Annotated in this window: 20 protein-coding genes; 15 read left to right on the forward strand and 5 right to left on the reverse strand. The window is 45.5% G+C overall.

Annotated features, from left to right (window positions below; translation table 11 throughout):
* Positions 1-33: 33 nt before the first annotated feature.
* A complete protein-coding gene (locus tag L3V37_RS13445; protein WP_005384444.1) occupies positions 34-288 on the reverse strand; it encodes a hypothetical protein in 255 nt (84 codons plus the stop codon).
* Between the two features lie 167 nt (positions 289-455).
* Complete coding sequence (locus L3V37_RS13450) at positions 456-3,233, reverse strand: insulinase family protein (protein WP_237306460.1); 2,778 nt, start codon at positions 3,231-3,233, stop codon at positions 456-458.
* Between the two features lie 374 nt (positions 3,234-3,607).
* Between L3V37_RS13450 and sixA the strand changes: the two genes are divergently transcribed.
* Entirely contained in the window at positions 3,608-4,072 is a 465-nt protein-coding gene (gene sixA, locus L3V37_RS13455; RefSeq protein ID WP_005380537.1) for a phosphohistidine phosphatase SixA, read from the forward strand.
* A gap of 96 nt (positions 4,073-4,168) precedes the next feature.
* Here sixA and smrB read toward each other — a convergent pair whose 3' ends face one another.
* Positions 4,169-4,699 carry an endonuclease SmrB gene (gene smrB / locus L3V37_RS13460; RefSeq protein WP_005380539.1) on the reverse strand — a complete coding sequence of 177 codons (531 nt, stop codon included), beginning with the start codon at positions 4,697-4,699 and terminating at the stop codon, positions 4,169-4,171.
* Between the two features lie 62 nt (positions 4,700-4,761).
* Here smrB and prmB point away from each other — a divergent pair, with 62 nt between their 5' ends.
* Complete coding sequence (prmB, locus tag L3V37_RS13465; RefSeq protein WP_005380541.1) at positions 4,762-5,694, forward strand: 50S ribosomal protein L3 N(5)-glutamine methyltransferase; 933 nt, start codon at positions 4,762-4,764, stop codon at positions 5,692-5,694.
* Positions 5,695-5,873: 179 nt separating this feature from the next.
* Positions 5,874-6,959, forward strand: a complete 1,086-nt coding sequence (gene aroC / locus L3V37_RS13470; RefSeq protein ID WP_017820803.1) for a chorismate synthase — start codon at positions 5,874-5,876, stop codon at positions 6,957-6,959.
* 223 nt (positions 6,960-7,182) lie between these two features.
* On the opposite strand, the gene L3V37_RS13475 is transcribed toward aroC, so the two are convergent.
* Positions 7,183-7,806, reverse strand: a complete 624-nt coding sequence (locus L3V37_RS13475) for a trimeric intracellular cation channel family protein (RefSeq protein ID WP_237306461.1) — start codon at positions 7,804-7,806, stop codon at positions 7,183-7,185.
* Positions 7,807-8,138: 332 nt separating this feature from the next.
* On the opposite strand from L3V37_RS13475, the gene L3V37_RS13480 reads away from it, so the two are divergent.
* From L3V37_RS13480 to L3V37_RS13490, 3 genes are all read left to right on the forward strand, one after another.
* Positions 8,139-8,669: an elongation factor P hydroxylase gene (locus tag L3V37_RS13480; RefSeq protein WP_053349556.1), complete on the forward strand. Its 531-nt coding sequence runs from the start codon at positions 8,139-8,141 to the stop codon at positions 8,667-8,669.
* A 25-nt stretch (positions 8,670-8,694) separates the two neighbouring features.
* Positions 8,695-8,958, forward strand: a complete 264-nt coding sequence (locus L3V37_RS13485; RefSeq protein WP_005380548.1) for a YfcL family protein — start codon at positions 8,695-8,697, stop codon at positions 8,956-8,958.
* Positions 8,959-9,104: 146 nt separating this feature from the next.
* Complete coding sequence (locus tag L3V37_RS13490) at positions 9,105-9,629, forward strand: NADPH-dependent FMN reductase (protein ID WP_005380552.1); 525 nt, start codon at positions 9,105-9,107, stop codon at positions 9,627-9,629.
* Positions 9,630-9,705: 76 nt separating this feature from the next.
* Here L3V37_RS13490 and mnmC read toward each other — a convergent pair whose 3' ends face one another.
* The gene (gene mnmC / locus L3V37_RS13495) at positions 9,706-11,724 is read right to left on the reverse strand and encodes a bifunctional tRNA (5-methylaminomethyl-2-thiouridine)(34)-methyltransferase MnmD/FAD-dependent 5-carboxymethylaminomethyl-2-thiouridine(34) oxidoreductase MnmC (protein WP_237306462.1); all 2,019 of its coding nucleotides are present in this window, start codon (positions 11,722-11,724) and stop codon (positions 9,706-9,708) included.
* Between the two features lie 128 nt (positions 11,725-11,852).
* Between mnmC and fabB the strand changes: the two genes are divergently transcribed.
* The 9 genes from fabB to L3V37_RS13540 all read left to right on the forward strand — a co-directional run bounded on the left by fabB (position 11,853) and on the right by L3V37_RS13540 (position 24,572).
* Positions 11,853-13,064 (forward strand): beta-ketoacyl-ACP synthase I, encoded by a 1,212-nt coding sequence (gene fabB / locus L3V37_RS13500; protein WP_005380557.1) that lies wholly within the window; start codon positions 11,853-11,855, stop codon positions 13,062-13,064.
* A gap of 340 nt (positions 13,065-13,404) precedes the next feature.
* Positions 13,405-14,538, forward strand: coding sequence for a 4-phosphoerythronate dehydrogenase (locus tag L3V37_RS13505; RefSeq protein WP_237306463.1), 1,134 nt, complete (start codon positions 13,405-13,407; stop codon positions 14,536-14,538).
* A complete protein-coding gene (locus L3V37_RS13510) occupies positions 14,535-15,548 on the forward strand; it encodes an aspartate-semialdehyde dehydrogenase (protein WP_005380562.1) in 1,014 nt (337 codons plus the stop codon). Before L3V37_RS13505 ends, L3V37_RS13510 begins: the two co-directional genes overlap by 4 nt.
* Before the next feature lie 197 nt (positions 15,549-15,745).
* A complete protein-coding gene (locus tag L3V37_RS13515; protein WP_237306464.1) occupies positions 15,746-20,041 on the forward strand; it encodes a FimV/HubP family polar landmark protein in 4,296 nt (1,431 codons plus the stop codon).
* 142 nt (positions 20,042-20,183) lie between these two features.
* The gene (truA, locus tag L3V37_RS13520; protein ID WP_025767185.1) at positions 20,184-20,978 is read left to right on the forward strand and encodes a tRNA pseudouridine(38-40) synthase TruA; all 795 of its coding nucleotides are present in this window, start codon (positions 20,184-20,186) and stop codon (positions 20,976-20,978) included.
* Positions 20,979-21,175: 197 nt separating this feature from the next.
* Complete coding sequence (accD, locus tag L3V37_RS13525; protein WP_005380583.1) at positions 21,176-22,102, forward strand: acetyl-CoA carboxylase, carboxyltransferase subunit beta; 927 nt, start codon at positions 21,176-21,178, stop codon at positions 22,100-22,102.
* A gap of 46 nt (positions 22,103-22,148) precedes the next feature.
* A complete protein-coding gene (gene folC, locus L3V37_RS13530; RefSeq protein WP_237306465.1) occupies positions 22,149-23,411 on the forward strand; it encodes a bifunctional tetrahydrofolate synthase/dihydrofolate synthase in 1,263 nt (420 codons plus the stop codon).
* A gap of 14 nt (positions 23,412-23,425) precedes the next feature.
* Positions 23,426-24,019, forward strand: coding sequence for an SPOR domain-containing protein (locus L3V37_RS13535; protein ID WP_005380588.1), 594 nt, complete (start codon positions 23,426-23,428; stop codon positions 24,017-24,019).
* Positions 24,020-24,080: 61 nt separating this feature from the next.
* The gene (locus L3V37_RS13540) at positions 24,081-24,572 is read left to right on the forward strand and encodes a CvpA family protein (protein WP_005380590.1); all 492 of its coding nucleotides are present in this window, start codon (positions 24,081-24,083) and stop codon (positions 24,570-24,572) included.
* Positions 24,573-24,601: the final 29 nt, after the last annotated feature.

Consider the following 24,601-nt stretch of genomic DNA (forward strand, 5'->3'; position numbering starts at 1 on the left):
CAGTGGCAAGCCTTTTTCATAAATAAGAAATGGTTACTTCTTCTTGTCTTTCTTATCTTTATTGTGGCCTTTACCTGGGTTGTCGTCCCCATGAACGCTGCTATTACCTTTTTTGTCTTTATCGTTCCACTGTTTTGAAGAGCAATCATCTGATTTGATGGATACATTGTCTCCGCTAAGGCGCACACAGTCGTCACTTAGTTCGAAACCATCGCCTTTGACTGAGATTTCAGCGTGAGCAGATGCCAATGGCAGTATAAGAGCCACAAGTAAAAGTGCTTTTTTCATGATTACCTCATTAAGTTATTTTTAGTGCGGTAATTAGAGCATAAGCCGCAATGGCGTAATTTCAATTTTCTGCCAATTATGGTGCCGATTCAATCTATGAGACCGACAACCTCATGGGTTTGTAGGTTCATTCTAGTAATCGACAATTTTATTTCTGCGCAACTAGATCACCCCAAGCCGCAATCTTTTGGCCGAAGTTGGAACTCTTCAATCGATCCTATTTCTTGTCCTAGATGGATGCGCGGAGCTTCCGAATGCGCTTGACCTTGAGAGTGCATGATCAAACGATTTGCAGTACGAGGTTTCAATTCGTTCACAACGAAGCGAATCATGTCTGCGCGCGTCAGCTTCTTCAACTCCGCAAGTACCTTGTCACGTTGGTTAAACTCAGTGTCTTTGTTTCCTATCGCAACCCAAAGACGTTGAGCCCGTCCTCGAAGTGTGGTGTCCGGCGTTGCTATTTGGTTCCACAAGCCGCGCTTACTGCTGTGCCATTGGTAATCGTTTAACTCTAACAACACCATATAAAAGGCATTTAAAAACTCATCGATTGAGGTAACCAGCTCGGCAGGTGCTGCATTAGGTGACTGCACATACAGTACAATACCAGGGTGACGATTTAGCGGCATATTGCCAGTGCCTACCATGTAACCTAATTGCTGCTTGGTACGGATTTCGTGGAAAAACGTTGCCGACATAAGATGATTGGCCAATGAGTATAGCGCGATACTGCGAGACTCAATATCCTCGCACTGGTGGTAAATAACGACTGCGGAATCTTGCTGATTACAATGCACCTCACGTTGAAAACTGCCATTTTTACCTAGCATAATGAGCGGACGAAGTGCCTCTTCATAACGTTGCTCGTTAACTCTTAGAGCATCTTTTAAAGTCGTTGCCATGTCATGGGCTTGCTGGCGTTGCCAGTCTCCGTAAACAAACATTTCAACGTGCAGTTCTGCAAGAATGGATTCTACGAATACCGAGAGTTCATCGACTTCGATTTCTTCTAGCGCTTCGACTAAGGTTGCGAAAGGCGGGTTATTGGGTTGAAGTAACCCAGTAAGTGCGTTAAACAGCTGCGAAATAGGGCGATCTTGTGAAGCATTTCTCCAGTTTCGTAACAGTTGTTGTTTGATGGTTTCAAAGCGAGCAGGGCTGAAATCTCGAGAAGCAAAACGGTGCAGAATCATTTCCAGCAACTGAGGCAGCTTTTGACTGAACCCTGAGAGGGTTAAGGTCACGCCACCTTGGTGAGCGTACATGTTGTAACCCATCCCTGCGATTTCTGCTTGATAGGTTTCTTTTGCTAGCGAATCGAGGAACATCTCTACACATAAGCGCGTTTTGACGATGTTCTTTGGTGATGCAACGGCATGAGAGCTGTCGATAGCGACATAAACGACACCTTTAGGCACGCGAAATTCGTCATCTTGCAAATGCCACAGCCGAAACCCTTCGAGATCCTCAATCAACTCTGGCAGCGAATCACCATTTTCGAGTGGCATGGGGTCGAGGTCGTAGCAAATATAAGGGTTCTTTTTCGGTAAGACGAATTGCCAGCTTGGGTCGATTTGTTGATAGAAACGACGTTGGTCTTCACTAAAAGGTGTGACGGAGTACGGGGTAAAGTACCATTCGGCAGTACGGTTGTATTCCAGGCCTTTAGCAATCAAAGTGACGCGTACATTATCGATGGTTAAGTATCGCAGCAATGAACGCTGTAACTCCTCATCGTAGCCCGCCATTTTGTAGTCACCATAAACCGTGTCTTCCGGTTGATAGTGCTGCATGTTGATCACCAGATGGCTGACGAGATCCATTGGGCGCGATGGCTCTTGGAAGCGGAAAGCCGATTCTAATACCGCTTGTTTTTCGAGATAGCGCCATTCATCTAACCCGTCTTGTTTGATCATCGAGAGGTATTGAAAAACCGCTTGAACGATATCATCAACATGATCTAAGCCGTTTGGCGTCAGGGTGCAGCTTACGGTAAAGTCTCGGTAGTTACTGCCACTCGCGCCGCCGCCCGCTGAGAGAGAGGTAATCCAGCCTTTTTCTTTGAGTTGAAGCATCAAACTGCCTTCTCCTTCATAACCCAACAGGTGAGCAAAGTAGGAGAGTGGCTTCACGCTATAATGCGCATCCATTCCCGGCATGGGGAATGTGAGAATCAGTTTACGGAACTCTTTGAGCGGCTCGACTTGAACCAAAATGCCCGTGCTTTCCTCAGTGCCTATCGGTACATCAATCGATTTTCCACGAAGGTGGTGATTTGGGATGTCGGCAAACATGGTTTCTACCCAAGCTTGCTGTTCATCGAGCGACTGTGGCCCAAATAGAGTCAGTGTCATCAAATCGGCGGAATACTGAGAGTGGTGAAACTCCACAATTTCGTCGCGGATGGATTTACCATCTCGGTCGCCAAGAGTATCTAAGTTTCCGACAGAGAATTTTGAAAACGGGTGCTCTGGATTGATGACTTCTTTGTTAACTTGATACAGGCGACGAGAATCATCATTGAGTTTGAGCTTGTATTCGGAGTCGACAGCCTGTCGCTCTTTGTCTAATGCTTCTTCGTTAAACAAAGGTGCGGTAAAGAATTGGCTAAATCGATCTAAGGCACTTTCAAAGGCATTTGGAGCAATATTGAAAAAGAAACAAGTGTGCTCTGTACCAGTCCAAGCGTTGTTTGTTCCACCGTGTTGGCTAATATAGCTTTGAAACTCGCCCACTTTAGGGTATTTTTCCGTACCCAAAAAAAGCATGTGTTCTAAATAGTGTGCCAGACCTTGGCGATCGTTTGGGTCGTCGAAGTGTCCAACGTTCACTGCCAGAGCAGCTGCCGACTGTTGAGCTGTATCGGAATGAATCAGCAGTACACGCAGATCATTGCTTAAGGTAATGTAGCGGTATTGATTTGAATCGTTAGGACTTAGATGCACGATGCGTCTCCAGATTTCGCATTACAGTAATTTAGGCTCCCCTCGCGGGGGGCGCAAAGTTTGCGTTTCGACAAATACTGCTTGCCGTATTTTTGTTATTCGTAGACTTCTGCACAGGCCCATCGCGTTTGCGTATGGGGAAGAACTGTTTGAGTGAATGCTCTGAACTCATTGCACAGTTAAATAGTGTGATGAACTGAGTACATTCTTTTAATAGATTGTTAAGAAAGTCGCTATCTTTAACAAGCGAATTGGTATAATGAACAGATAATTATATCAGTATTTTTGTTTCGTCATTGTTAAAGTTAGCCCCGTCTATCTAATAAAGATAGCAGTCAACCTTTTGGTAGCGTTAGCTATCCCTAGGAAATAACATGAAAATATTCATCATGCGTCACGGTGAAGCCGAGCATTTTGCAGATTCAGACGCAGCACGACAATTGACCCCAAGAGGCAGAGTCGAATCAGAAGCGGTTGCGAGAGCCTGTAAAGAACAGGGTTTTGCGCAATTCGATAAAGTGTTGGTGAGTCCGTACATTAGAGCTCAACAAACTTGGCAAGAGATCAGTGCGTATTTCTCTGCAAAAAGCATTGAAACTTGTGAAGATATTACACCTTATGGCCAGTCCGAGCATGTCTTCGATTTCGCAAGTGCATTAATCGAAGTCGAACAATTGGACTCGCTTTTGTTCGTATCGCATTTGCCTTTGGTCGGTTATCTGACTTCAGAGTTTGTAAAAGACATGACACCACCGATGTTTCCTACATCAGGGCTAGTGTGCATTGAATATGATTTACAAACACAAAATGGTGAAGTGCTTTGGCATATTACGCCATAAGTGTCTAAACCAAAATAAGCGTTTGCAAATTAGAGACAGAATAAGAAAGGCAGGAGATCCCTGCCTTTTCGTTTCGTCGTGTCTACAGCAAGCCTGTTACTTTTCAGGAATAGAAAGCAACACTAACAACGCACCATCACCACCAAATTCTAGTGGCGCTTGGTGAAAAGCCATAACGTCAGGATGCTGTGCTAACCAAAGTGGGGCTTTCTGTTTCAGGATGTGTTTCCCAATACCATGTTGCACACACGCACAATGAATCTCGTTTTTGATGCAATAGGCTATCATCGCACCAAGCTCGCGTTTTGCTTCTTGCTGTGTCATGCCGTGCATATCGAGGAACACGTCCGGTACATACACGCCACGACGTAGACGTTTGACTTCATAAGTGGAGACGTCGTCACGTGCATAACGAGTTGGACCTTCATCGTTTAATAGAGGGACAAACTCGTCTGAAAAGTAAAATTCAGAGTCACTCGCTTCACGGTTGGAGCGCTTGATTTCTTTTTGCTTAGTATTTTTTTTTGGTTGCTGGATTATGGTATCCTGTCGCAACTTTTTTACGCCCTGTACTGCTTCCTGAAACAAGGCGAAATCGTCATCGTTCTCGGTGTCTTTTTTGCTCATTAGGTAAACAATTTCATTAATAAACTTTATTGGCAGTATTGTAGCGCTTTTCGGAGGCAATTTTGGATAAGATTTTTGTAGAAGAAGCGGTATCGGAGCTGCATACCCTTCAAGATATGATTCGTTGGACGGTAAGCCGCTTTAATGCAGCGAACCTGTTTTACGGTCATGGTACTGATAATGCGTGGGATGAAGCAGTTCAGCTTATCCTGCCAACCTTATACTTGCCGATTGATGTGCCTCCGCACGTATTGAACTCTCGCCTAACGACAAGCGAGCGTCTGCGTATTGTTGAGCGCGTAGTAAAACGCATCAACGAGCGTACGCCAACAGCATACCTAACAAACAAAGCATGGTTCTGCGGTCTTGAGTTCTTCGTTGATGAGCGTGTACTTGTGCCACGTTCTCCTATCGGCGAATTGATTCAAGCGGAATTCCAACCTTGGTTGGTGGAAGAGCCTACGCGCATCATGGACCTATGTACGGGTTCTGGTTGTATCGCGATTGCTTGTGCGCACGCTTTCCCTGAAGCAGAAGTGGATGCGATCGACATCTCTACAGATGCTCTACAAGTGGCTGAGCAAAACGTACAAGATCATGGCATGGAGCAGCAAGTGTTCCCAATTCGCTCTGATTTGTTCCGTGATCTTCCAAAAGAGAAATACAATCTAATCGTGTCCAACCCACCATATGTGGATGAAGAAGACATGAACAGCCTGCCAGATGAGTTCACGCATGAGCCTGAGCTTGGGCTAGCTGCGGGTACGGATGGTCTAAAACTAGTGCGTCGTATTCTTGCTAACGCGCCAGATTATCTAACAGATAACGGCATTCTTATTTGTGAAGTCGGCAACTCAATGATTCATATGATGGAACAGTACCCAGAGATTCCATTTACTTGGATTGAGTTCGAGAACGGCGGTCATGGCGTGTTTATGCTAACGCGTGACCAGCTGGTTGAGTGTGCAGAAGAGTTTAAACTGTACAAAGACTAATAGAGTCTTGCACTAAACATCAAAACACCGAGCTTTATGCTCGGTGTTTTTTTATGCATACCTCGCCGATATTAACTCTTTACATCAAAACGTAATAAAGCCACTATGAATCCACGAAGAATTGGAAAGCAGCTATGCTCTGTTTTGAGAGAGCGTGGCGATAAAAACTTGAGGAAGTAATGGCAGGAAACAGTATCGGACAACATTTCCGAGTGACGACATTCGGGGAAAGTCACGGTATCGCACTGGGATGTATCGTAGACGGATGTCCTCCGGGGTTGGAAATTACAGAAGCAGATCTACAAATCGATCTCGACCGCCGTCGTCCAGGCACATCACGTTACACCACACAACGTCGTGAACCGGATGAAGTTAAAATTCTTTCTGGCGTTTTTGAAGGCAAAACCACGGGCACATCGATCGGTTTGCTAATTGAAAACACCGATCAGCGCTCAAAAGACTACTCTGACATCAAAGATAAGTTCAGACCGGGTCATGCTGATTACACTTACCACCAAAAATATGGCATCCGCGACTATCGCGGTGGCGGCCGTTCTTCAGCTCGTGAAACCGCAATGCGTGTGGCTGCTGGTGCAATCGCGAAGAAATACTTAAAAGATGAGTTTGGTGTTGAGATTCGTGCTTACTTGTCACAAATGGGTGATGTATCTATCGACAAGGTAGATTGGAACGAAATCGAGAACAATGCATTCTTCTGCCCTGATGCTGACAAAGTAGAAGCATTTGACCAACTTATCCGTGACCTGAAAAAAGAAGGCGACTCTATTGGCGCAAAAATCCAGGTTGTGGCAACTAACGTGCCTGTTGGTCTTGGGGAACCCGTATTTGACCGTTTGGATGCAGACATCGCGCACGCACTAATGAGCATCAACGCGGTGAAAGGCGTGGAAATCGGAGACGGCTTTGATGTGGTAAACCAAAAAGGCAGTCAACACCGTGATACGCTTGCTCCTGAAGGTTTTGGTAGTAATCATGCGGGTGGCATTCTTGGTGGTATCTCGACTGGTCAAGACATTGTCGCAAACATTGCGCTTAAGCCAACATCAAGTATCACTGTGCCGGGTGAGACCATCACAAAAGAAGGTGAACCAACTCAGTTGATCACCAAAGGTCGTCATGACCCATGTGTGGGTATTCGTGCTGTGCCTATCGCAGAAGCGATGCTGGCTATTGTGGTGATGGATCATTTACTACGCCACCGTGGTCAAAACCATGGCGTAACAACTGAAACACCGAAGATTTAAGAGCTTTGTGTCATTCCAGCGAGCTATAGCGAGACTAGGAATCTAATTTCAGCACGATGAAAAGAGAAAGAAACATCTCTGACAACAGAGTGCTCGGATAATAGATCCTGAATCATGCTCCTTCGTCGCTGTTCAGGATGACTGAATGTAAAATTATGCCACTCACTGAATCGCGGGTGGCACAATTTTATCAGGCAACCTTTTTTGTTTAAGTAGTTTTTGCTTAATGGAGTGAGCTTTCGGTTTCCAAATGGAAAGAAGGCAGACGCCACTTAAAGCGTACCGCGGCCATACGCAGCATGTAACCAGTAACCAGTGTAATAATAGTGGCAGTGACATCGGGAACATTGAATTCTAATAGCGCTAAGTACATTCCTGATGCGATAAGAGCGACAGAAGCGTAAAGCTCTTCATGCAGTACCAATGGTGTTTGGCGACAGATTAAGTCACGAAGTAGCCCACCGAATACACCAGTTACTAACGCTGAAACCATACAAATACCAGGGTGCAAGCCCATGCCCATCGCAATTTTTGTTCCGATGATACTAAACACGATTAAACCTAATGCATCGAGGCGAATGAACAGACCTTTCAGCTTAATCACCCATTTCGCTAAACCTGTTGTTAGCACACCTGCAACACACGTAATTGCAAGGAACTCTGGGTTTTTTACCCAACCAAGAGGGTAGTGGCCTAATAGAATGTCACGTACGGTGCCACCACCAATGGCCGTTGCGCTGGCCACCAACATAACACCAAACCAGTCCATCTTTCTTCTACCAGCACTTAACGCACCTGTCATGGCTTCAGCCGTGATACCAATGATATACAACACACTTAGCAACATAGGGAAACACTCAACGTAAAAAGTCACTACGTTCTACGAGAATCAGCGTAGGCGAAGTAACAACACTTACAAACGGTTCTATCTTTCTTAAAAAGTGATTAAAACCAGCAACATGCTTGTAATCAAACGGCTTAAAAATAGCGGTTTGAACGGCATCAAAATAAGGCGAGAGTGTAGTGGTAAATAAGTACGCTGACGAATGAGAAATTGTATGGAGAAAGCGACCTTCAGATAAATTCAACTAATAACCAAAAATGTGGGGGTGCCTTTACCTCATAACTAAAAACAGCGACAATATGCAGCGCATGTCAAACTGAAGTACAAACTCGACGATGACCCACGAATACCAAGACTTAATCACCATTTTTAATGACACCTTTTTAGAACAATTTAATACGAAATTAGAGTTAGGTGGTGATGAGCCTATTTATCTTCCTGCTGATGATGAACACCCCCATCATCGGATTATTTTTGCTCGGGGTTTTTACGCCTCTGCTTTACACGAGATTTCGCATTGGTGTGTGGCTGGTCCAGAGCGTCGTTTGCTGGAAGATTTTGGCTATTGGTATGAACCCGATGGGCGAACAGCAGAAGTTCAAGCGGAGTTTGAGAAAGTTGAAGTGCGACCTCAAGCTTATGAATGGATTCTGGCACAAAGCGCTGGCTTCCCTTTTACGGTGAGTTGTGACAATCTACACGGCGATTTTGAACCAGATAGGCTCGGCTTTATGCAAAAAGTACATAAAGAAGTGCTGGGTATTTTGGACGTAGGCTTGCCTTTGCGAGTGAAAATGCTTTCTGATGCCCTGCGCGCATTTTATCAAACTAAGCCACTGGAAGCGTCGGACTTTTGCGTTAAATAACCATTAATAACCTCAGAGATACACCATGATTATTGAATTTGAAGAAAAACTACTGGAACTGATTGATGCTCGAATTGAAACAGCATCTGACGATGAATTGTTTGCTGGTGGTTATTTACGTGGTCACATCTCTTTGTCTGCGGCGTCTTGTGAAGAAGAAGGGATTAGCGATATTACTGAGCTGAAGTCACGCATTGAGAGCAGCTTAGAAGATGCGCGTACCGAGTTAAGCCCGGCCGATCGCGTAATTGTCAGTGATTTGTGGCAAGAGCTCCAGGCTCAGGCTTAATCCCTAAGCAGCGTTCTCCCTTTATTTAATCCTAGTAATTTACTACTTCGAAAAATTCGAACCTCTCCATAAAATTTTTGTGGTTGTAGCGAAACTGTTCAACTTTTATTCTGATCAGCATAAGATGTGAACAAAGGATTACAACCATGAAAATTGTCGCATTTGGTGCATCTACCAGCTCTACCTCAATCAACAAACTACTTGCTACATACGCAGCAAATCAAGTCGAAGGCGCTCAAGTGAATGTTCTAGACTTAAACGATTATCAAGCGCCAATGTTTAGCGAGGACAAAGAGAAAGAAATAGGTCAAGCTGAAGGGGCTGTCGCGTTTTTACGTGACTTGGCGGAGGCTGACGCTCTCGTTGTTTCCTTCGCAGAGCACAACGGTTCGTACCCAGCGGCCTATAAAAACTTGTTCGATTGGGCGACGCGCATTGAGCGTAATGTATTTCAAAACAAACCTGTCGTTTATTTAGCAACTTCCCCAGGTCCCGGTGGTGCACAAAGTGTTCTTGCGGCGGCGACAGGTTCTGCTCAATTTTTTGGCGCGGATGTAAAGGCATCGTTATCTGTGCCGAGCTTCTACGAAAATTTTGACGTGGAATCGGGTAAGGTTGTAAACCCAGAAGTGGCAGAGCAAGTGAAACAGGCAGTTGCACTGCTGAAGTAATCTCAGTACGAGCGACTTAATGAGTTAGCGATTCCCGACACGTATCTGTGTCGGGAATTAAAACGAGAGAATACTCTTACAGCTCGGTAATGGCTTTGCCTTTTCTTAGTTTACGAATCCACATTCGACTTGGGTGAAGTTCGGTCAATACATCAACAGGTAATGGCAGCGGGTCCCCACAGATCTGGGAGGCCACCACTTCAGCTAATAATGGTGCAGAGCTCAGTCCACGAGATCCTAAACCTAAGAAGCAGAATAGGTTAGGGTACTGATGAATGGTTTCTACCTCTTCTGCTTTGTGATTTTGCAAGTTGGCGTATTGCGTTTTGATCGTCTCAAAGTCACCCACATTTCCGACAAATGGTAAGTGATCTCGGCTAACACAACGAATACCTTGGCGAGATTGATTACCAGTGATATCTACCTCTTTTGCCCATGTTTGATTCGGTACACATTTCACTAGCTTTTCTGCATTATCTTTTTGGGCGTTTTCATCAAATTCGTAGTCAAGGTGACTGCGGTCGTAGCTTGCACCGATACACAAGTGTTGATTACTTGGGTTAACAGGTGTCATGTAACCGTCGTAACACAACACCGTTTTCAGCTGACTCAGCGTTTCGGTTGCTGGCGCATGACTGACTTGTCCTTTCACCTGCCCCATTGGGAGGGAAGCGGTTTGACTCAATGCCTGGAACTCATGGCCGTTCGCAATCACAACCGTTGAGTGCTCAAATGTTTGACCACTCGCCGTTAGTAGCCAGAGCTGACGCTTTTCATCCCAATCTAATGCCTCAACATGGTGTTCAAACTTCGTTGAGAGTAACGACGTCTGCTCCAATTGTTTAATTAACCCGCGAGTTAACTCGGCAGGGCACAGCCACCCTCCCATTGGGTAGTGCACAGACGCCATATCAATAGGTAACCCGATAGTGTTCGCAGTTTCCTCGGCGGACAGCTTTTGAATGAGCTCTGGAGTGAAGTTACCCGCAAGCATTTTCTCCAGTTTGTCTGTGGATTTGTCATCCCACATCAACTGAGTTACGCCACACCAGTCATGATCAAAATCGATCTCTTGTGCTGCTTGTTCAACAAACTGACGTGCGAACAAAAATGCAGGAGCAAACACTCGTGAAACACCCGTGTGCGGGCCATTAAGCAGCGGATAAACGGCTCCTTGTCGATTGCCTGAAGCTCCTTTGGCTGGTTGTTTGTCTTTACAGTAAAGGGTGACGTTTTGGCCACGACGAACTAACGTTTTCGCTAACGCCGCGCTGGCTATACCACCACCAATGATGGCAATCGAATCAAGATTGCTAGATGCTGTGCGATTGAACCAAGGGAGATGGTTCGACTGCTTTTCACGTTGCTCCATAGAGCCGGCGATCATTTCTCGCTTAGTGCCGAAACCTTTCACCTTTTTCATTGTAAAGCCAGCTTCGTTCAAACCACGACGTACAAAGCCTGCTGCGGTAAACGTGGCAACTGTACAATCTTGCTTGGCTAGCTTTGCCATGTTGTTGAACAGGCCTTGGTTCCACATCTCTGGGTTTTTGCTTGGCGCGAATCCATCTAAGAACCAAGCATCAATCAAACCTTGTTCGTTGTATGGGACTTGCGGCATGCAGTCTTTAATGTCACCAAACCAAAGGTCGAGTGTGATTGCGCCGTCTTCTAAAACAATGCGATGACACTCCGGCACAGCGGCAGGGTAGTGCTTTTGTAACTTTTCCGCGTATTCAGCTAGCTCAGGCCAAGCTTCATGCGCCTTCTTTAAATCGGCTTTGCTTAATGGGTATTTTTCAAAGCTAATAAAATGCAGCTCTTTCAATGTTGCGTCCGGATGCTGACGACGAAACTCACTAAACCACTGGCATACTGCTAAGAAGTTTAATCCCGTGCCAAATCCTGTTTCACCAATGACAAAACGTCTTTGGTCAAATTCCTGCCATCTTTCTGGGAGATGATTTTGTTTTAAGAAAACGTAGCGTGTCTCTTCAAGACCGTTTACGTTAGAGAAGTAAACATCATCAAATTGGTCTGAAACCGGAGTACCAGCTTCGTTCCAACCAAGTTCTGCGTTTTTTATTGAAGTCATAATGGTGCAAATTTGTGATTTGGCGCGGTAAGAATGGGGCGATTGTACGAATTTATGGGAAAGCTGACCACTTTTGTTGACTATCTTAGTTATCATCTAGCGGATTTTTGAATTATAGGAATGTCATAATGAAACGAGTCGTAATCACCGGTATGGGTATTGTTTCAAGTATCGGTAACAACGTCGAAGAAGTTCTAGCGTCTCTTAAAGCGGGCAAATCTGGCATCACTGCATCTGAGCAGTTCAAAGAACACGGTCTTCGTTCGCAAGTATGGGGTGACCTAAAAATCAACCCGGCGGAACACATCGACCGTAAGCAGATGCGCTTTATGGGTGATGCGGCTGCTTATGCATACCTATCAATGGAGCAGGCAATCGCAGACGCTGGTCTTACAGAAGAGCAGGTTTCAAACGATCGTACCGGTATCGTTGCAGGTTCTGGCGGTGCTTCTGCATACAATCAAACGGTAGCGACAGACACGATGCGTGCAAAAGGCGTAAAGCGAGTTGGTCCTTACATGGTTCCTCGTACTATGTCTTCTACTGTTTCTGCTTGTCTTGCTACGCCATTTAAGATTCGTGGCGTGAACTACTCAATGAGCTCTGCATGTGCAACATCTGCACACTGTATCGGCCATGCTATGGAGCTTATTCAACTAGGCAAACAAGATATTGTTTTTGCTGGTGGCGGCGAAGAGCTAGATTGGTCTCAAACTATGATGTTTGATGCGATGGGCGCACTGTCAACCAAATACAATGACACGCCAGACAAAGCATCTCGCACATACGATGCAGACCGTGACGGTTTTGTTATCTCGGGCGGCGGCGGCATGCTGGTTATTGAAGAACTAGAGCACGCACTGGCACGTGGCGCGAAAATCTACGGTGAAATCGTAGGTTACGGTGCGACATCAGATGGCTACGACATGGTAGCGCCATCAGGTGAAGGCGCAATTCGTTGTATGAAGATGGCGATGCAAGACGTTGATGGTGTGGATTACATCAACACGCACGGTACATCGACACCAGTTGGTGACGTGAAAGAGCTTGGTGCTATCCAACAATTGTTTGGTGAGAACAGCCCTGCAATCTCTGCAACAAAAGCAATGACTGGCCACGCACTCGGCGCAGCGGGCGTGCACGAAGCAATTTACTCAACACTTATGCTAGACAAAAACTTCATTGCTCCAAGCATCAATATTTCAAACTTGGACGAAGCAGCACAAGGTCTGGACATCGTGACAGAAGCACGTGATGCAGAGCTAACGACCGTAATGTCAAACAGCTTTGGCTTTGGCGGCACAAACGCAACTTTGGTTATTAAAAAGTACCAAGGTTAACTGAATTTGTTGGCGCCTTGCGAGAGTACTGTAAACGCCAACAATCCAGTTTCCAGAGCTTGATCAGTCACACTGATCGAACAGACGCAGACTCTATCCCATGGAGAGCGGGATAGGATCCTTTTGTTCTGGAACTTTGCCCGGCTATTTAGCCGGGCTTTTTCTTTTCTCTGTTTCTGCTTTTCTCTAGGCTTCCCGTCAATCGATTCTATAGGAGTTACCTCCTTGAGGTTTATTGGTGTTATATCTTGAGATTTTTCGGGAAAAGGGCACAATCGCTTTAGTTTCGCATCTTGCGAATAAACGAACTCTTACAAATGGATGTTAGAACGCTGGCGCTATGAAAATTATTGTTGATGAAAATATGCCGTATGCTGAAGAACTATTCAGCCAACTCGGTAACGTAATTCTAAAACCAGGTCGTACACTGACCGCCGATGATTTAGTGGATGTTGATGCCCTAATGATTCGCTCAGTCACCAAAGTGAATGCTGACCTGATCAGCAAAGCAAACAAGCTGAAGTTTGTTGGTACGGCCACGGCAGGCATGGATCATGTTGACCAAGCACTCTTAAAAGAGAAAGGCATTTTCTTCACTGCGGCGCCAGGGTGTAACAAAGTGGGTGTGGCGGAATACGCGTTCAGCGTGATGATGGTGCTCGCTCAGCAACAAGGTTTCTCGGTATTTGACAAGACGGTAGGTATTATTGGTGCAGGCCAAGTAGGTAGCTACCTAGAGAAATGTTTGAAAGGCATGGGTATTAAAGTTCTCATCAATGACCCATTCAAACAAGAGGCTGGTGATCCTCGTAGCTTTACTCCGTTGACAGAACTGATTGAAAGCTCAGGCATCATTACACTACATACGCCAATCACCAAAGATGGCCCATACCCAACGCATCATTTGATTGATGAGAAGGTGTTAAATGGTCTCCGCAGCGATCAAATTTTGATTAACGCGGCTCGAGGTCCCATCGTTGACAACGCTGCTTTGAAGCAACGTCTTTTGAAAAATGATGGCTTTACAGCGGCACTCGACGTATTTGAATTTGAACCAGAGGTTGATATGGAGCTTCTGCCTCTGCTAGCATTCGCAACCCCTCACGTTGCAGGCTACGGCTTGGAAGGGAAAGCTCGCGGTACAACGATGATTTTCAACAGCTACTGTGAGTTCTTAAATAACGAATTACGTGCGCATGCCAGCGATTTACTGCCAACCGCGCCTGTTCCTACTATGGTATTGGACAGAGCTTGGGACGAAGCAACACTGCATAACATCACGCAGTTAATCTATGATGTGCGTAGAGATGACGCTCTTTTCCGCCGTGAAATCAGTAAGCCAGGCGCTTTTGACCTGATGCGTAAAAACTACTGGGATCGCCGTGAATACAGCGCTGTCACGCTAGTGGGTAACAAAACATGTAACCTTGCTCCATTAGCAGAACTAGGTTTTCAGATTGAGGTAAGTCAATGAGCCAGCAATATAATGTTGCCATTTTAGGTGCGACCGGTGCGGTCGGTGAAACAATTTTGGATGTGCTTCAAGAGCGCAAATTCCCAGTAGGCGAAATCTTCCTACTCGCGAGTGAGCGCAGCGAAGGCAAGACTTACCGCTTCAATGGTAAAACTGTACGCGTTCAAAACGTAGAAGAGTTTGATTGGTCTCAAGCGCATATCGCACTGTTTTCTGCTGGTGGTGAGCTATCAGCCAAGTGGGCTCCAATTGCCGCTGATGAAGGCGTGATTGTTATCGACAATACATCACACTTCCGTTACGAGTACGACATTCCTCTTGTTGTGCCAGAAGTAAACCCAGAAGCGATTGCAGAGTTTCGTAACCGTAACATCATTGCGAACCCGAACTGTTCAACCATCCAAATGCTGGTGGCACTAAAACCAATTCACGATGCGGTGGGTATTGAGCGTATTAACGTATCAACTTACCAATCGGTGTCTGGTGCAGGCAAAGCGGGTATCGATGAGCTAGCAGGTCAAACGGCGAAGCTGCTAAACGGTCTGCCTGCAGACAAGAAGCAATTCTCTCAACAGATCGCGTTTAACTGTATTCCACAAATCGATCAAATGATGGAAAACGGCTACACCAAAGAAGAAATGAAAATGGTGTGGGAAACACAGAAGATCTTTAACGATCCATCAATCACAGTCAATCCAACGTGTGTACGTGTTCCTGTATTCTACGGTCACGCAGAAGCACTTCACATTGAGACTCGTTCACCTATCGATGCACAAGAAGTCGTTAACTTGCTTGAACAAACTGACGGTATCGAAGTGTTCCACGGTGAAGACTTCCCTACACAAGTTCGCGATGCGGGCGGTAAAGACCATGTAATGGTTGGCCGTATCCGTAACGATATCAGCCATCATAGCGGAGTAAACCTGTGGGTTGTTGCTGATAACGTGCGTAAAGGCGCGGCAACTAACGCGGTGCAAATCGCAGAAGTTCTGATCCGCGATTACTACTAAGTCGTTTACAATTCATTTCAAAGCCTCGCACAGTGCGAGGCTTTTTTGTACGAACGAAACAAAATAGTGTGAGATTAGTACGAATATGGCGAGAGCCACACATTTTTTATTCTCAACGCTATAGTTTTGCATGCGATATCCGATATATTTAACCGATCACCATTTCAAATTGTATTTAGCACAAAACTGAGCCTTCTATGCGTCAAAATTATAAGCGTTTGTTAGCAGCCCTTGTGTTGATGAGCGCGACTCAGACATCATCAGTGGTTCAAGCCGAAGGAATTCGTCTTGTTGGACCGTCTGGTGAAGTGCAATCATCTCCGAGCTATGCTGAAGATATTGAGCGAGCATTACCTGCTCCTCCTGCGAATACTCAACCGTCACGTTTCTTTGGTCCGACTGGTGAAAATCAAACACTATGGTCGATCGCTTCAGAATTACGACCTTCACGCGGTGTTACCGTTCAACAAACGCTTCTTGCCATTTACCGAATTAACCCTCAAGCGTTTGAGAACCAAAACATTCATGAATTGATCCCAGGTAGTCGGCTACGAGTACCTTCTCTAGAGCAAGTGCAAAGCGCGACCACAGCGCAAGCTGTTGCGATTATGAAGGCGCATGAAGCTAAGTTAAAACAGCCGAAGCCGACAAATAGAGCGACGCCAGCACAACGAGTCACCGAGCAACCAAAGCCACAAATTAAAGTAGAACCCAAGCCTGCGGCTAAGCGAGAGACAGTGGCAGCAACGGAGCCAAAACCAACTCCGAAAACAATACCCGTCATCCCTGCGCCACCAGTAACCACCTCTCCGCAGGGTGAAAAGCAGGTCAGTGCGCTAAAGGACAAACTTCAAGGCTCACAAAGTGAATTAGAGTCATTAGAAGAGAAGAACCATCGTCTTCGATTGATGCTGTCAGAAGTGCAAAGCGAAGTCGAAACTTTGAAAAGCGAGCTGAATGACGAAGAACGCATTCGCTCAGAAGTCGAGAAACTGCTTGCTGAAGAGCGCCAGCGCCTTGCTGAACAACAGCGCATGCAACCAAGCACCATGGACAAAATTTTGTCTAATGGTTGGCTTGTTGGTCTTGCGGCATTAATTCCTGGTGCTTTGATTGCGTTGCTAGTTGTTATGCTGCTTGGTCGACGCTCTAAAGCGAAAGAGGAAGAAGCGGCTGCGCAGGAACAGCAAAACGTTGATCCTCTTGCGGCGCCAATCGGTTTAGCGGCGGCGGATGAGCTGGATGAAGAGCTCACGCTTGATGATGAATTGTTTGCAGATGAAGATATCAACGCACAGTCTTTACAAGAAGAGAAGCCAGATTTAGAAGAAGACGTCTTTGCTAACCTCGACGATGAAGAACTTGATTTCAATCTGGAAGGGGACGATGACCCATTTGCAGATATTGGCGATGACGGCGACCTAGATGTTGGTCTGGATGAGTTTGAATCATCGAACAATGGTATCCAAGTCAACGGCGAAGAAAAAGCGCTTGGTTTAGAAGAAATGGAGCGAGCCTTAGATGAGGTTGCTCCAGAACTAGAAGTGCTCGATGACGATGAGTCTGGCTTCGATCTTTCGGATGATGCGAATGAGAAATCAGACTCGCTTTCAGACGACGCATTTGCCGAGTTACTTGCAGCCGATGAGCCGTCAGAAGAGTTACCAAGTGACACTGTCGACCAGGATATGCTTGATGACTTGTTTGCTGAACTTGGCAACGATGACTTCGATTTAGATACTGATGAGCCTGAGTTAAAACAGCCCGTTTCGGATGATGACTTTAGTGTAGGAGAGGCATCTGACGACGATATCGATAAGCTATTGGCCCAGTATGAACAACCGGCTAGCGAATCGGAAGTTCGAGAAGCTGACGCCAATGAAGGTCCTGTTCTAGATGAAAACAGTACAGAGCTACTCGATGAACTCATTGATTTTGATGAAGATGACACAGACGAGTTTGATCCACTAAACGAGCTAGAAGCAATCTCTGGTTTTGAAGGTGATGACTCGATCGAAGAGTTAGACGCAGATAGCACAGACTTACTGGATGAACTCATTGATGATGTTACCGCTGAACTTGATGAAGAGACTGAAGCTGATTTAGATCCGTTTGATGATCTGATTCGAGAGGACGAGAGCCCAGAGCAGAATAAATCGGAAGAGGAAGAATTACTGAAATCACTTGGTTTTGGTGAGCCAGACGCCGACGAAAAGCCATCTTCCGTAGTTGAGTCAGAACAAACTCATGAAGATCAGGACATTGAGTCTGGGTTGGACATCGACGCTTTATTAAGTGAAAGCCAGCCAGACACGCAACAAGCTGTAGAAGATCAACCATTAACCGAGCCAGAAGCTACTTCAGAGCCATTTAGCAGCGATGAATTTCTTGGTGATTTAGAGGACCTCTCACCAGAGAATGATCCTTTAATGAGCGAGCTAGACGACCTATTTGAGTCAGACAGTGAAGAGCTTCTGCCAACAGAACAAGAAAAAGCGGATTTTTCTGCTGAACTTGACGCTCTATTTGATAGTGAAGACGATTTACCGCAGCAAGTTGAAAAAACACAAGCGGAGATAGAGGAAGTTTCATCACTACAACAAGAGGCTACCGATACTGATTCAACACAAGAACCATCCGTGGAGTCCGATGCTGAGGTACAGCCTCACGTTGAGCAAGAGGAAGACATTCCAGCCTTCACGCCGACACCAAATACAATAGAAAATGAATTCGGTGTTCCACAAGAAGAAGATTGGCTACTGGATGAGCCTGAATTGGAGCCGGAAACTGAGTCGACCAACGATTCAGAAGAAGAATTCAATTTTGACGAGCTGGATCTTCCTGAGTTTAGTGAAGAAGACGCATTGGCGTCTATGGCGGATGAGCCGGAGTTAGAAACGTCCGAGTCCGTTAAACCAGAGCAAGTCGAAGCTGACTTACCAACCGAGTCCGAAAAAGAGTTCAATTTTGATGAGCTGGATCTTCCTGAGTTTAGTGAAGAAGACGCATTGGCGTCTATGACGGATGAGCCGGAGTTAGAAACGTCCGAGTCCGTTGAGCCAGAGCAAGTCGAAGCTGACTTACCAACTGAGTCCGAAGAAGAGTTCAATTTTGATGAGCTCGATTTGCCAGAGTTTAGTGAAGAAGACGCATTGGCGTCTATGGCGGATGAGCCGAAGTTAGAAACGTCCGAGTCCGTTAAACCAGAACAAGTTGAAGCCGACTTGTCAGCTGAGTCCGAAGAAGAGTTCAATTTTGACGAGCTGGATCTTCCTGAGTTTAGTGAAGAAGACGCATTGGCGTCTATGGCGGATGAGCCGAAGTTAGAAACGTCCGAGTCCGTTAAACCAGAGCAAGTCGAAGCTGACTTACCAACCGAGTCCGAAGAAGAGTTCAATTTTGACGAGCTGGATCTTCCTGAGTTCAGTGAAGAAGATGCACTGGCGTCTATGGCTGGCGAACCTGCGTTAGAAACGTCCGAGTCCGTTGAGCCAGAACAGGTTGAAGCCGACTTGCCAGCTGAGTCCGAAGAAGAGTTCAATTTTGATGAGCTCGATTTGCCAGAGTTCAGCGAAGAAGATGCCTTGGCGTCGATGGAAGAAGAGCCAGAATTACCGAGCTCTGAGACTGCAGATATAGAACCAATCTCCGGTGAGGATGAGGAGTTAAGTTTTGACGACCAAGATCTTCCAGAGTTCAATGAGGAAGATGTTCTCGCGTCAATGAACGAGGGTGCGCCAGAGAGTCCTAAGGTTGAAGCAGAGACATCGAGACCAGCTATTCAAGCCGATAACGATCATGATGCTTTGTTTGAAGTCTTTGCGCAGCAAAACGGCTTTGATACTGACCCAGAAGTGCAGCCAACAGCGACAGAGGGTGAGCCGCTCAGTAATTTGGATGATGAATCATCAATGGCTAACCTTCTTGCGGAAGACGCAAACTCAGAAGTATTTGAAGGCAAACTAGACAGTGACACCATCGCAAGTGCAGGTATGGATTTTGAAACCATGCTTGATGTTGGAGATGATTGGGATGGTTTTAAACCCGCTGCTGATAACGTAAGTTCTACTGAAGAAGTGCCTGAGGACCAGCGTGATGTTTGGAATTCGAGTGATGCACTAAGTCAGCCAGAGATCGCGCAAGAAAACTGGGCAGAGCAAAGCGACTTGGATGACTTCGACCCGAAGAAAAATCAATTTATGACGATTGATGAATTGATGGCTCAGGTCGACAGAGAAGGTGGTGAGTTCGAAGAAGAAGACCTTAAGCTCGATGTCGGATTGAACGAGTTTCCAGATGTTATCGGTGAGATCGGCGATATTGACGTAGATAACAATGCTGAAGCAGCTGGGAAACTGGATTTGGCTAAAATCTATCTCGAGATGAACGATTCTCAAGGGGCGATTAAACTACTAGAAGAGGCGATTGTTTACGGTGAGGATGATATTCGCCGCGAAGCAAAAAGCCTGATTGACGCCATTAATGGCCGATAAACCGAAACAAAAGGGTAGCGTTTGCTACCCTTTTTGTGTCCCGTTAGTAGGATGCTACCTTTATGTCACCCTTGGTGAAACTGGCAACTTGAGGTGACTTGAGTATATACTTCCCGCCCCATTTTAGAGTTCGAAGGTTAAGATGAGAATCGCATTAGGTATCGAGTACAACGGTACAAACTACTTTGGTTGGCAGCGCCAAAGAGAAGTGAAAAGTGTCCAAGAAGAGCTAGAGAAAGCATTGTCCGTCGTCGCTAATCACCCAGTTGAAGTTCAGTGTGCTGGTCGGACAGACGCAGGCGTGCATGGCACGGGACAAGTTGTGCACTTTGATACCAACGTTACTCGAAAAATGGTAGCTTGGACCATGGGCGCAAACGCGAACATGCCGAGCGATATAGCGGTTCGTTGGGCTCAAGAAGTTTCAGATGATTTCCATGCAAGATTCTCAGCGACAGCGCGCCGTTATCGTTACATTATTTTCAATCATGCTTTACGTCCAGGCATCCTAAACTCGGGGGTTAGTCACTATCATGGTGAGCTCGACGAGAAAAAAATGCATGAAGCAGGGCAGTTCCTACTTGGCGAAAATGATTTTACGTCGTTTCGCGCGGCGCATTGTCAGTCTCGCAGCCCATTTCGAAACTTGATGCATCTGAACGTTACGCGCCATGGGAACTATGTGGTTATTGATATTAAAGCTAATGCGTTCGTGCATCATATGGTTCGTAATATCACGGGTAGCTTGATAAAAGTTGGACGTGGCGAAGAGAGTCCTGAATGGATCAAGTGGTTATTAGAAGCCAAAGATCGCAAACTAGCGGGTGCGACAGCGAAAGCGGAAGGTCTGTACCTGGTAGATGTAGACTACCCAGAAGAGTTTGGGTTACCTGAAGTGCCGATCGGTCCACTGTTTTTACCAGATAATTTGAACTAATTTTACAAACTTATTTCAAAATATCGGTAGTGTTTACATTGAATGTGAACGGAAAACATACGCTATTTACGATATCAAAAATAGGTACAACCAGTTTTTTATCTACAGTAGCTGCAAGATATGGTTTAATCCGTCGGTATTATGTCGAATTTATATCTTTCGCAATGAAGCGGAAGAGTTGAGAGAAAAGGTCTTCCATGAGTTGGCTTGAAAAGATTTTAGAGAAAAGCAATCTAGTAAGTTCACGCAAAGCTTCTATCCCAGAAGGTGTGTGGACTAAATGTACCTCTTGTGAACAGGTTTTATACCATGCTGAACTAGAGCGTAACTTAGAAGTTTGTCCAAAGTGTAACCATCACATGCGTATGAAAGCGCGTCGTCGTTTGGAAACATTTTTAGATGAAGGTAATCGAGTTGAATTAGGTTCTGAACTTGAGCCACAGGATAAACTGAAATTTAAAGATTCTAAACGATACAAAGAGCGTATCTCTGCTGCACAAAAAAATAGCGGTGAGAAAGATGCGCTAGTTGTGATGCAGGGTGAATTGCTTGGTCTGCCGCTTGTGGCGTGTGCGTTTGAATTCTCCTTTATGGGTGGTTCAATGGGTTCAGTCGTTGGTGCTCGCTTTGTGAAAGCAGTGGATGCAGCCATTGAAAATAACTGTGCGCTTGTTTGTTTCTCAGCAAGTGGTGGTGCTCGTATGCAAGAGGCTTTAATGTCTCTTATGCAAATGGCAAAAACCAGTGCTGCGCTTGAGCGTTTATCAGAAAAAGGTCTGCCGTTTATTTCTGTTCTAACTGACCCTACAATGGGTGGTGTATCAGCAAGTTTGGCTATGTTGGGTGATATCAACATCGGTGAACCTAAGGCCCTCATTGGCTTTGCTGGTCGTCGTGTAATCGAGCAAACTGTACGTGAAGATCTTCCTGAAGGTTTCCAGCGTAGTGAGTTCCTACTTGATCACGGTGCTATTGATATGATCGTTGACCGTCGTGAAATGCGTCAGCGTGTGGGTGGTCTTATCGCTAAGATGACTAACCACAAGTCTCCTTTGGTGGTTTCGGTTAACGAATCTCCAAATGAAGAGCCATATTCTGTACCAGAAGCGGACGAAAAAGGGTAAAGTATCAACTAACATAAAAACCAAAGAATTTAATGGTTAAAGTTAGATGACCCAAAACCCAACTCCTCAAGCCACATCTTCATTAGAGATGTGGCTTGATTATTTAGCAAATATTCATTCCTCAGCAATTGATCTAGGCTTAGACCGTGTCCAAGCGGTAGCAAACAAAGCCAATCTTACCAAACCAGCTCCAACCGTAATCACCGTTGCCGGAACCAATGGCAAAGGCTCAACGTGTGCGTTAATGGAAGCCATTTTACTTGATGCTGGCTATTCAGTCGGTGTTTACAGTTCTCCGCACCTGATTCGTTACAACGAGCGTGTACGCATTAATGGCGTCGATGTTGTAGATGCAAAGCACTGTGAAGCATTCGATTATGTAGAAAAGCAGCGTGGTGATATTAGCCTTAGCCTCTTTGAATTCGGTACACTTGCTGCGCTACGTATTTTCCAAGTAGAGAAAGTTGACGTTGTCTTACTTGAAGTAGGACTTGGCGGTCGTCTAGACGCCACTAACGTTGTTGACCATGATGTTTCTGTTATTACGAGCTTAGCGATCGATCATGTGGATTGGCTTGGTGATGACATCAATGTTATTGGCTTTGAAAAAGCGGGCATTTACCGTTCAGGGAAGCCAGCAATTTGTGGTCAACCAACGCCACCAGCGACCGTGGCGGCTCATGCTGACGATATTGGTTCTGAGTTCTTCCAAGTAGGTATTCAGTACGATTACCAACTAACTGATAATGGTTGGAAATGGAGCAGTGGGGCATTTGAGTTAGAGGATTTACCAATCCCATCGCTACCATTACAAAATGCAGCCACTGCACTGATGGCACTAGGGGCTTCGGAATTGCAAATCACTGACATAAATATTGTCAATGGCTTGAATAATGCGCGTTTGGCGGGGCGTATGCAAGTACTGCATCACGAACCTGAAATAGTCCTTGATGTCGCTCATAACCCGCACTCTGCTGAGTATTTGGTAGAAAGAGTGAAGCAACAATATCTGGGTAAGAATATCCATATTGTGGTTGCAATGCTGCATGACAAGGACATTAAAGCAACCATTGAAGCGCTAACTCCAGTTGCAACACAATGGTATCCAGCGTCGCTTACTGGACCGAGAGCGGCGACCGCTGATGAATTGTGCCAATACTTACCTGATGGGCAAGTTCATTTTGAAAACCCTGTTGACGCCTTCGAGAGTGCGAGAAGCCACGCAAAGGCAGGAGACGTTATTCTGGTGGTTGGCTCATTCCATACCGTCGGAGAGGTATTGGAACATTGGCAATCAAATAATAAATAAGTAAAGGTATTTTGATGGCAAGTAAATTCCAAAGTCGTTTAGTCGGCACCATCATTCTAGTCGCAGTCGGAGTCATTGTTCTTCCCGATGTGCTAGATGGTAAGAAACTGCACTACAAAGAAGAATTTGCCAGTATTCCTATCAAACCAGAACTTGATAGTGATGTGGAAAACTTCGAAATATTAGAGCCAGTGGAAGACGACATTACGTTACCGGATTCTCCGGTTGAAGCTGTAGTGCAAGAACGTGAGGATGCTCAAGTAGCCGTTTCTGAGCCCGAGCCAGTGCCAACATCTAAACCTGAGGTCATCAAACAACCAGAGCAAGTTGAGGTCGTCACTCGTCCGGTTCAAGAGAAAAATCAATATGAAGATTCAGCTTGGATCATTCAGTTGATGGCACTTAAGAATCACGAAAATGCTGTCGCGCTTGTCGCGGATTTGCAAAAGCGTGGTTATCAAGCTCACACAAAGAAAGAAAACGAGTTTACGAGAGTGATTGTTGGCCCTGATGTGTCAAAAAGTAAACTTGAACGACAAGTTCAAGAATTACAAAAAATTACAGGTTCAAAAGGTCAATTGCTTAAATTTAAGCCATTAAATCCATAAGAAAACGTTTGCGTCAGCATTTTTTCTGTTAAAATGCGCGCCAACTTAAGATGAAGAAAAGATGAATTGGATAGATTTTATCATTTTAGGTGTGATCGGATTTTCAGCTCTGATCAGTTTAGTTCGCGGTTTTGCTAAAGAAGCTTTGTCTTTGGTGATTTGGTTCGGAGCGTTTTTTATCTCCAGTAATTACTACGCCAAATTGGCGGTGTACTTCACCAACATCGAAGATGATATGTTTCGTAACGGAGCGGCGATCGCGGCGTTATTTGTCGCAACCTTGGTAGTTGGTGCAGTGGTGAATTACGTCATTGGTCAACTGGTACAAAAAACAGGGCTATCAGGTACGGACCGAATTCTCGGGATTGTATTTGGTGGTCTACGCGGAGTCTTAATTGTTTCTGCGGTGCTGTTTTTTATGGATGCGTTTACTGCATTCCCAAGCTCGGATTGGTGGAAAGATTCACAGTTGATCCCTGAGTTCAGCCGTATCATCGCCCCATTCTTCGAGCATTTACAAGCAACATCAAGTTTTCTGTCTGGCACTATCTAGTAGTGCCAGCTACTGTCGCAAATCGAGGA

This window comes from Vibrio sp. D54, from assembly GCF_021728075.1.
GTDB lineage: Bacteria > Pseudomonadota > Gammaproteobacteria > Enterobacterales > Vibrionaceae > Vibrio > Vibrio alginolyticus.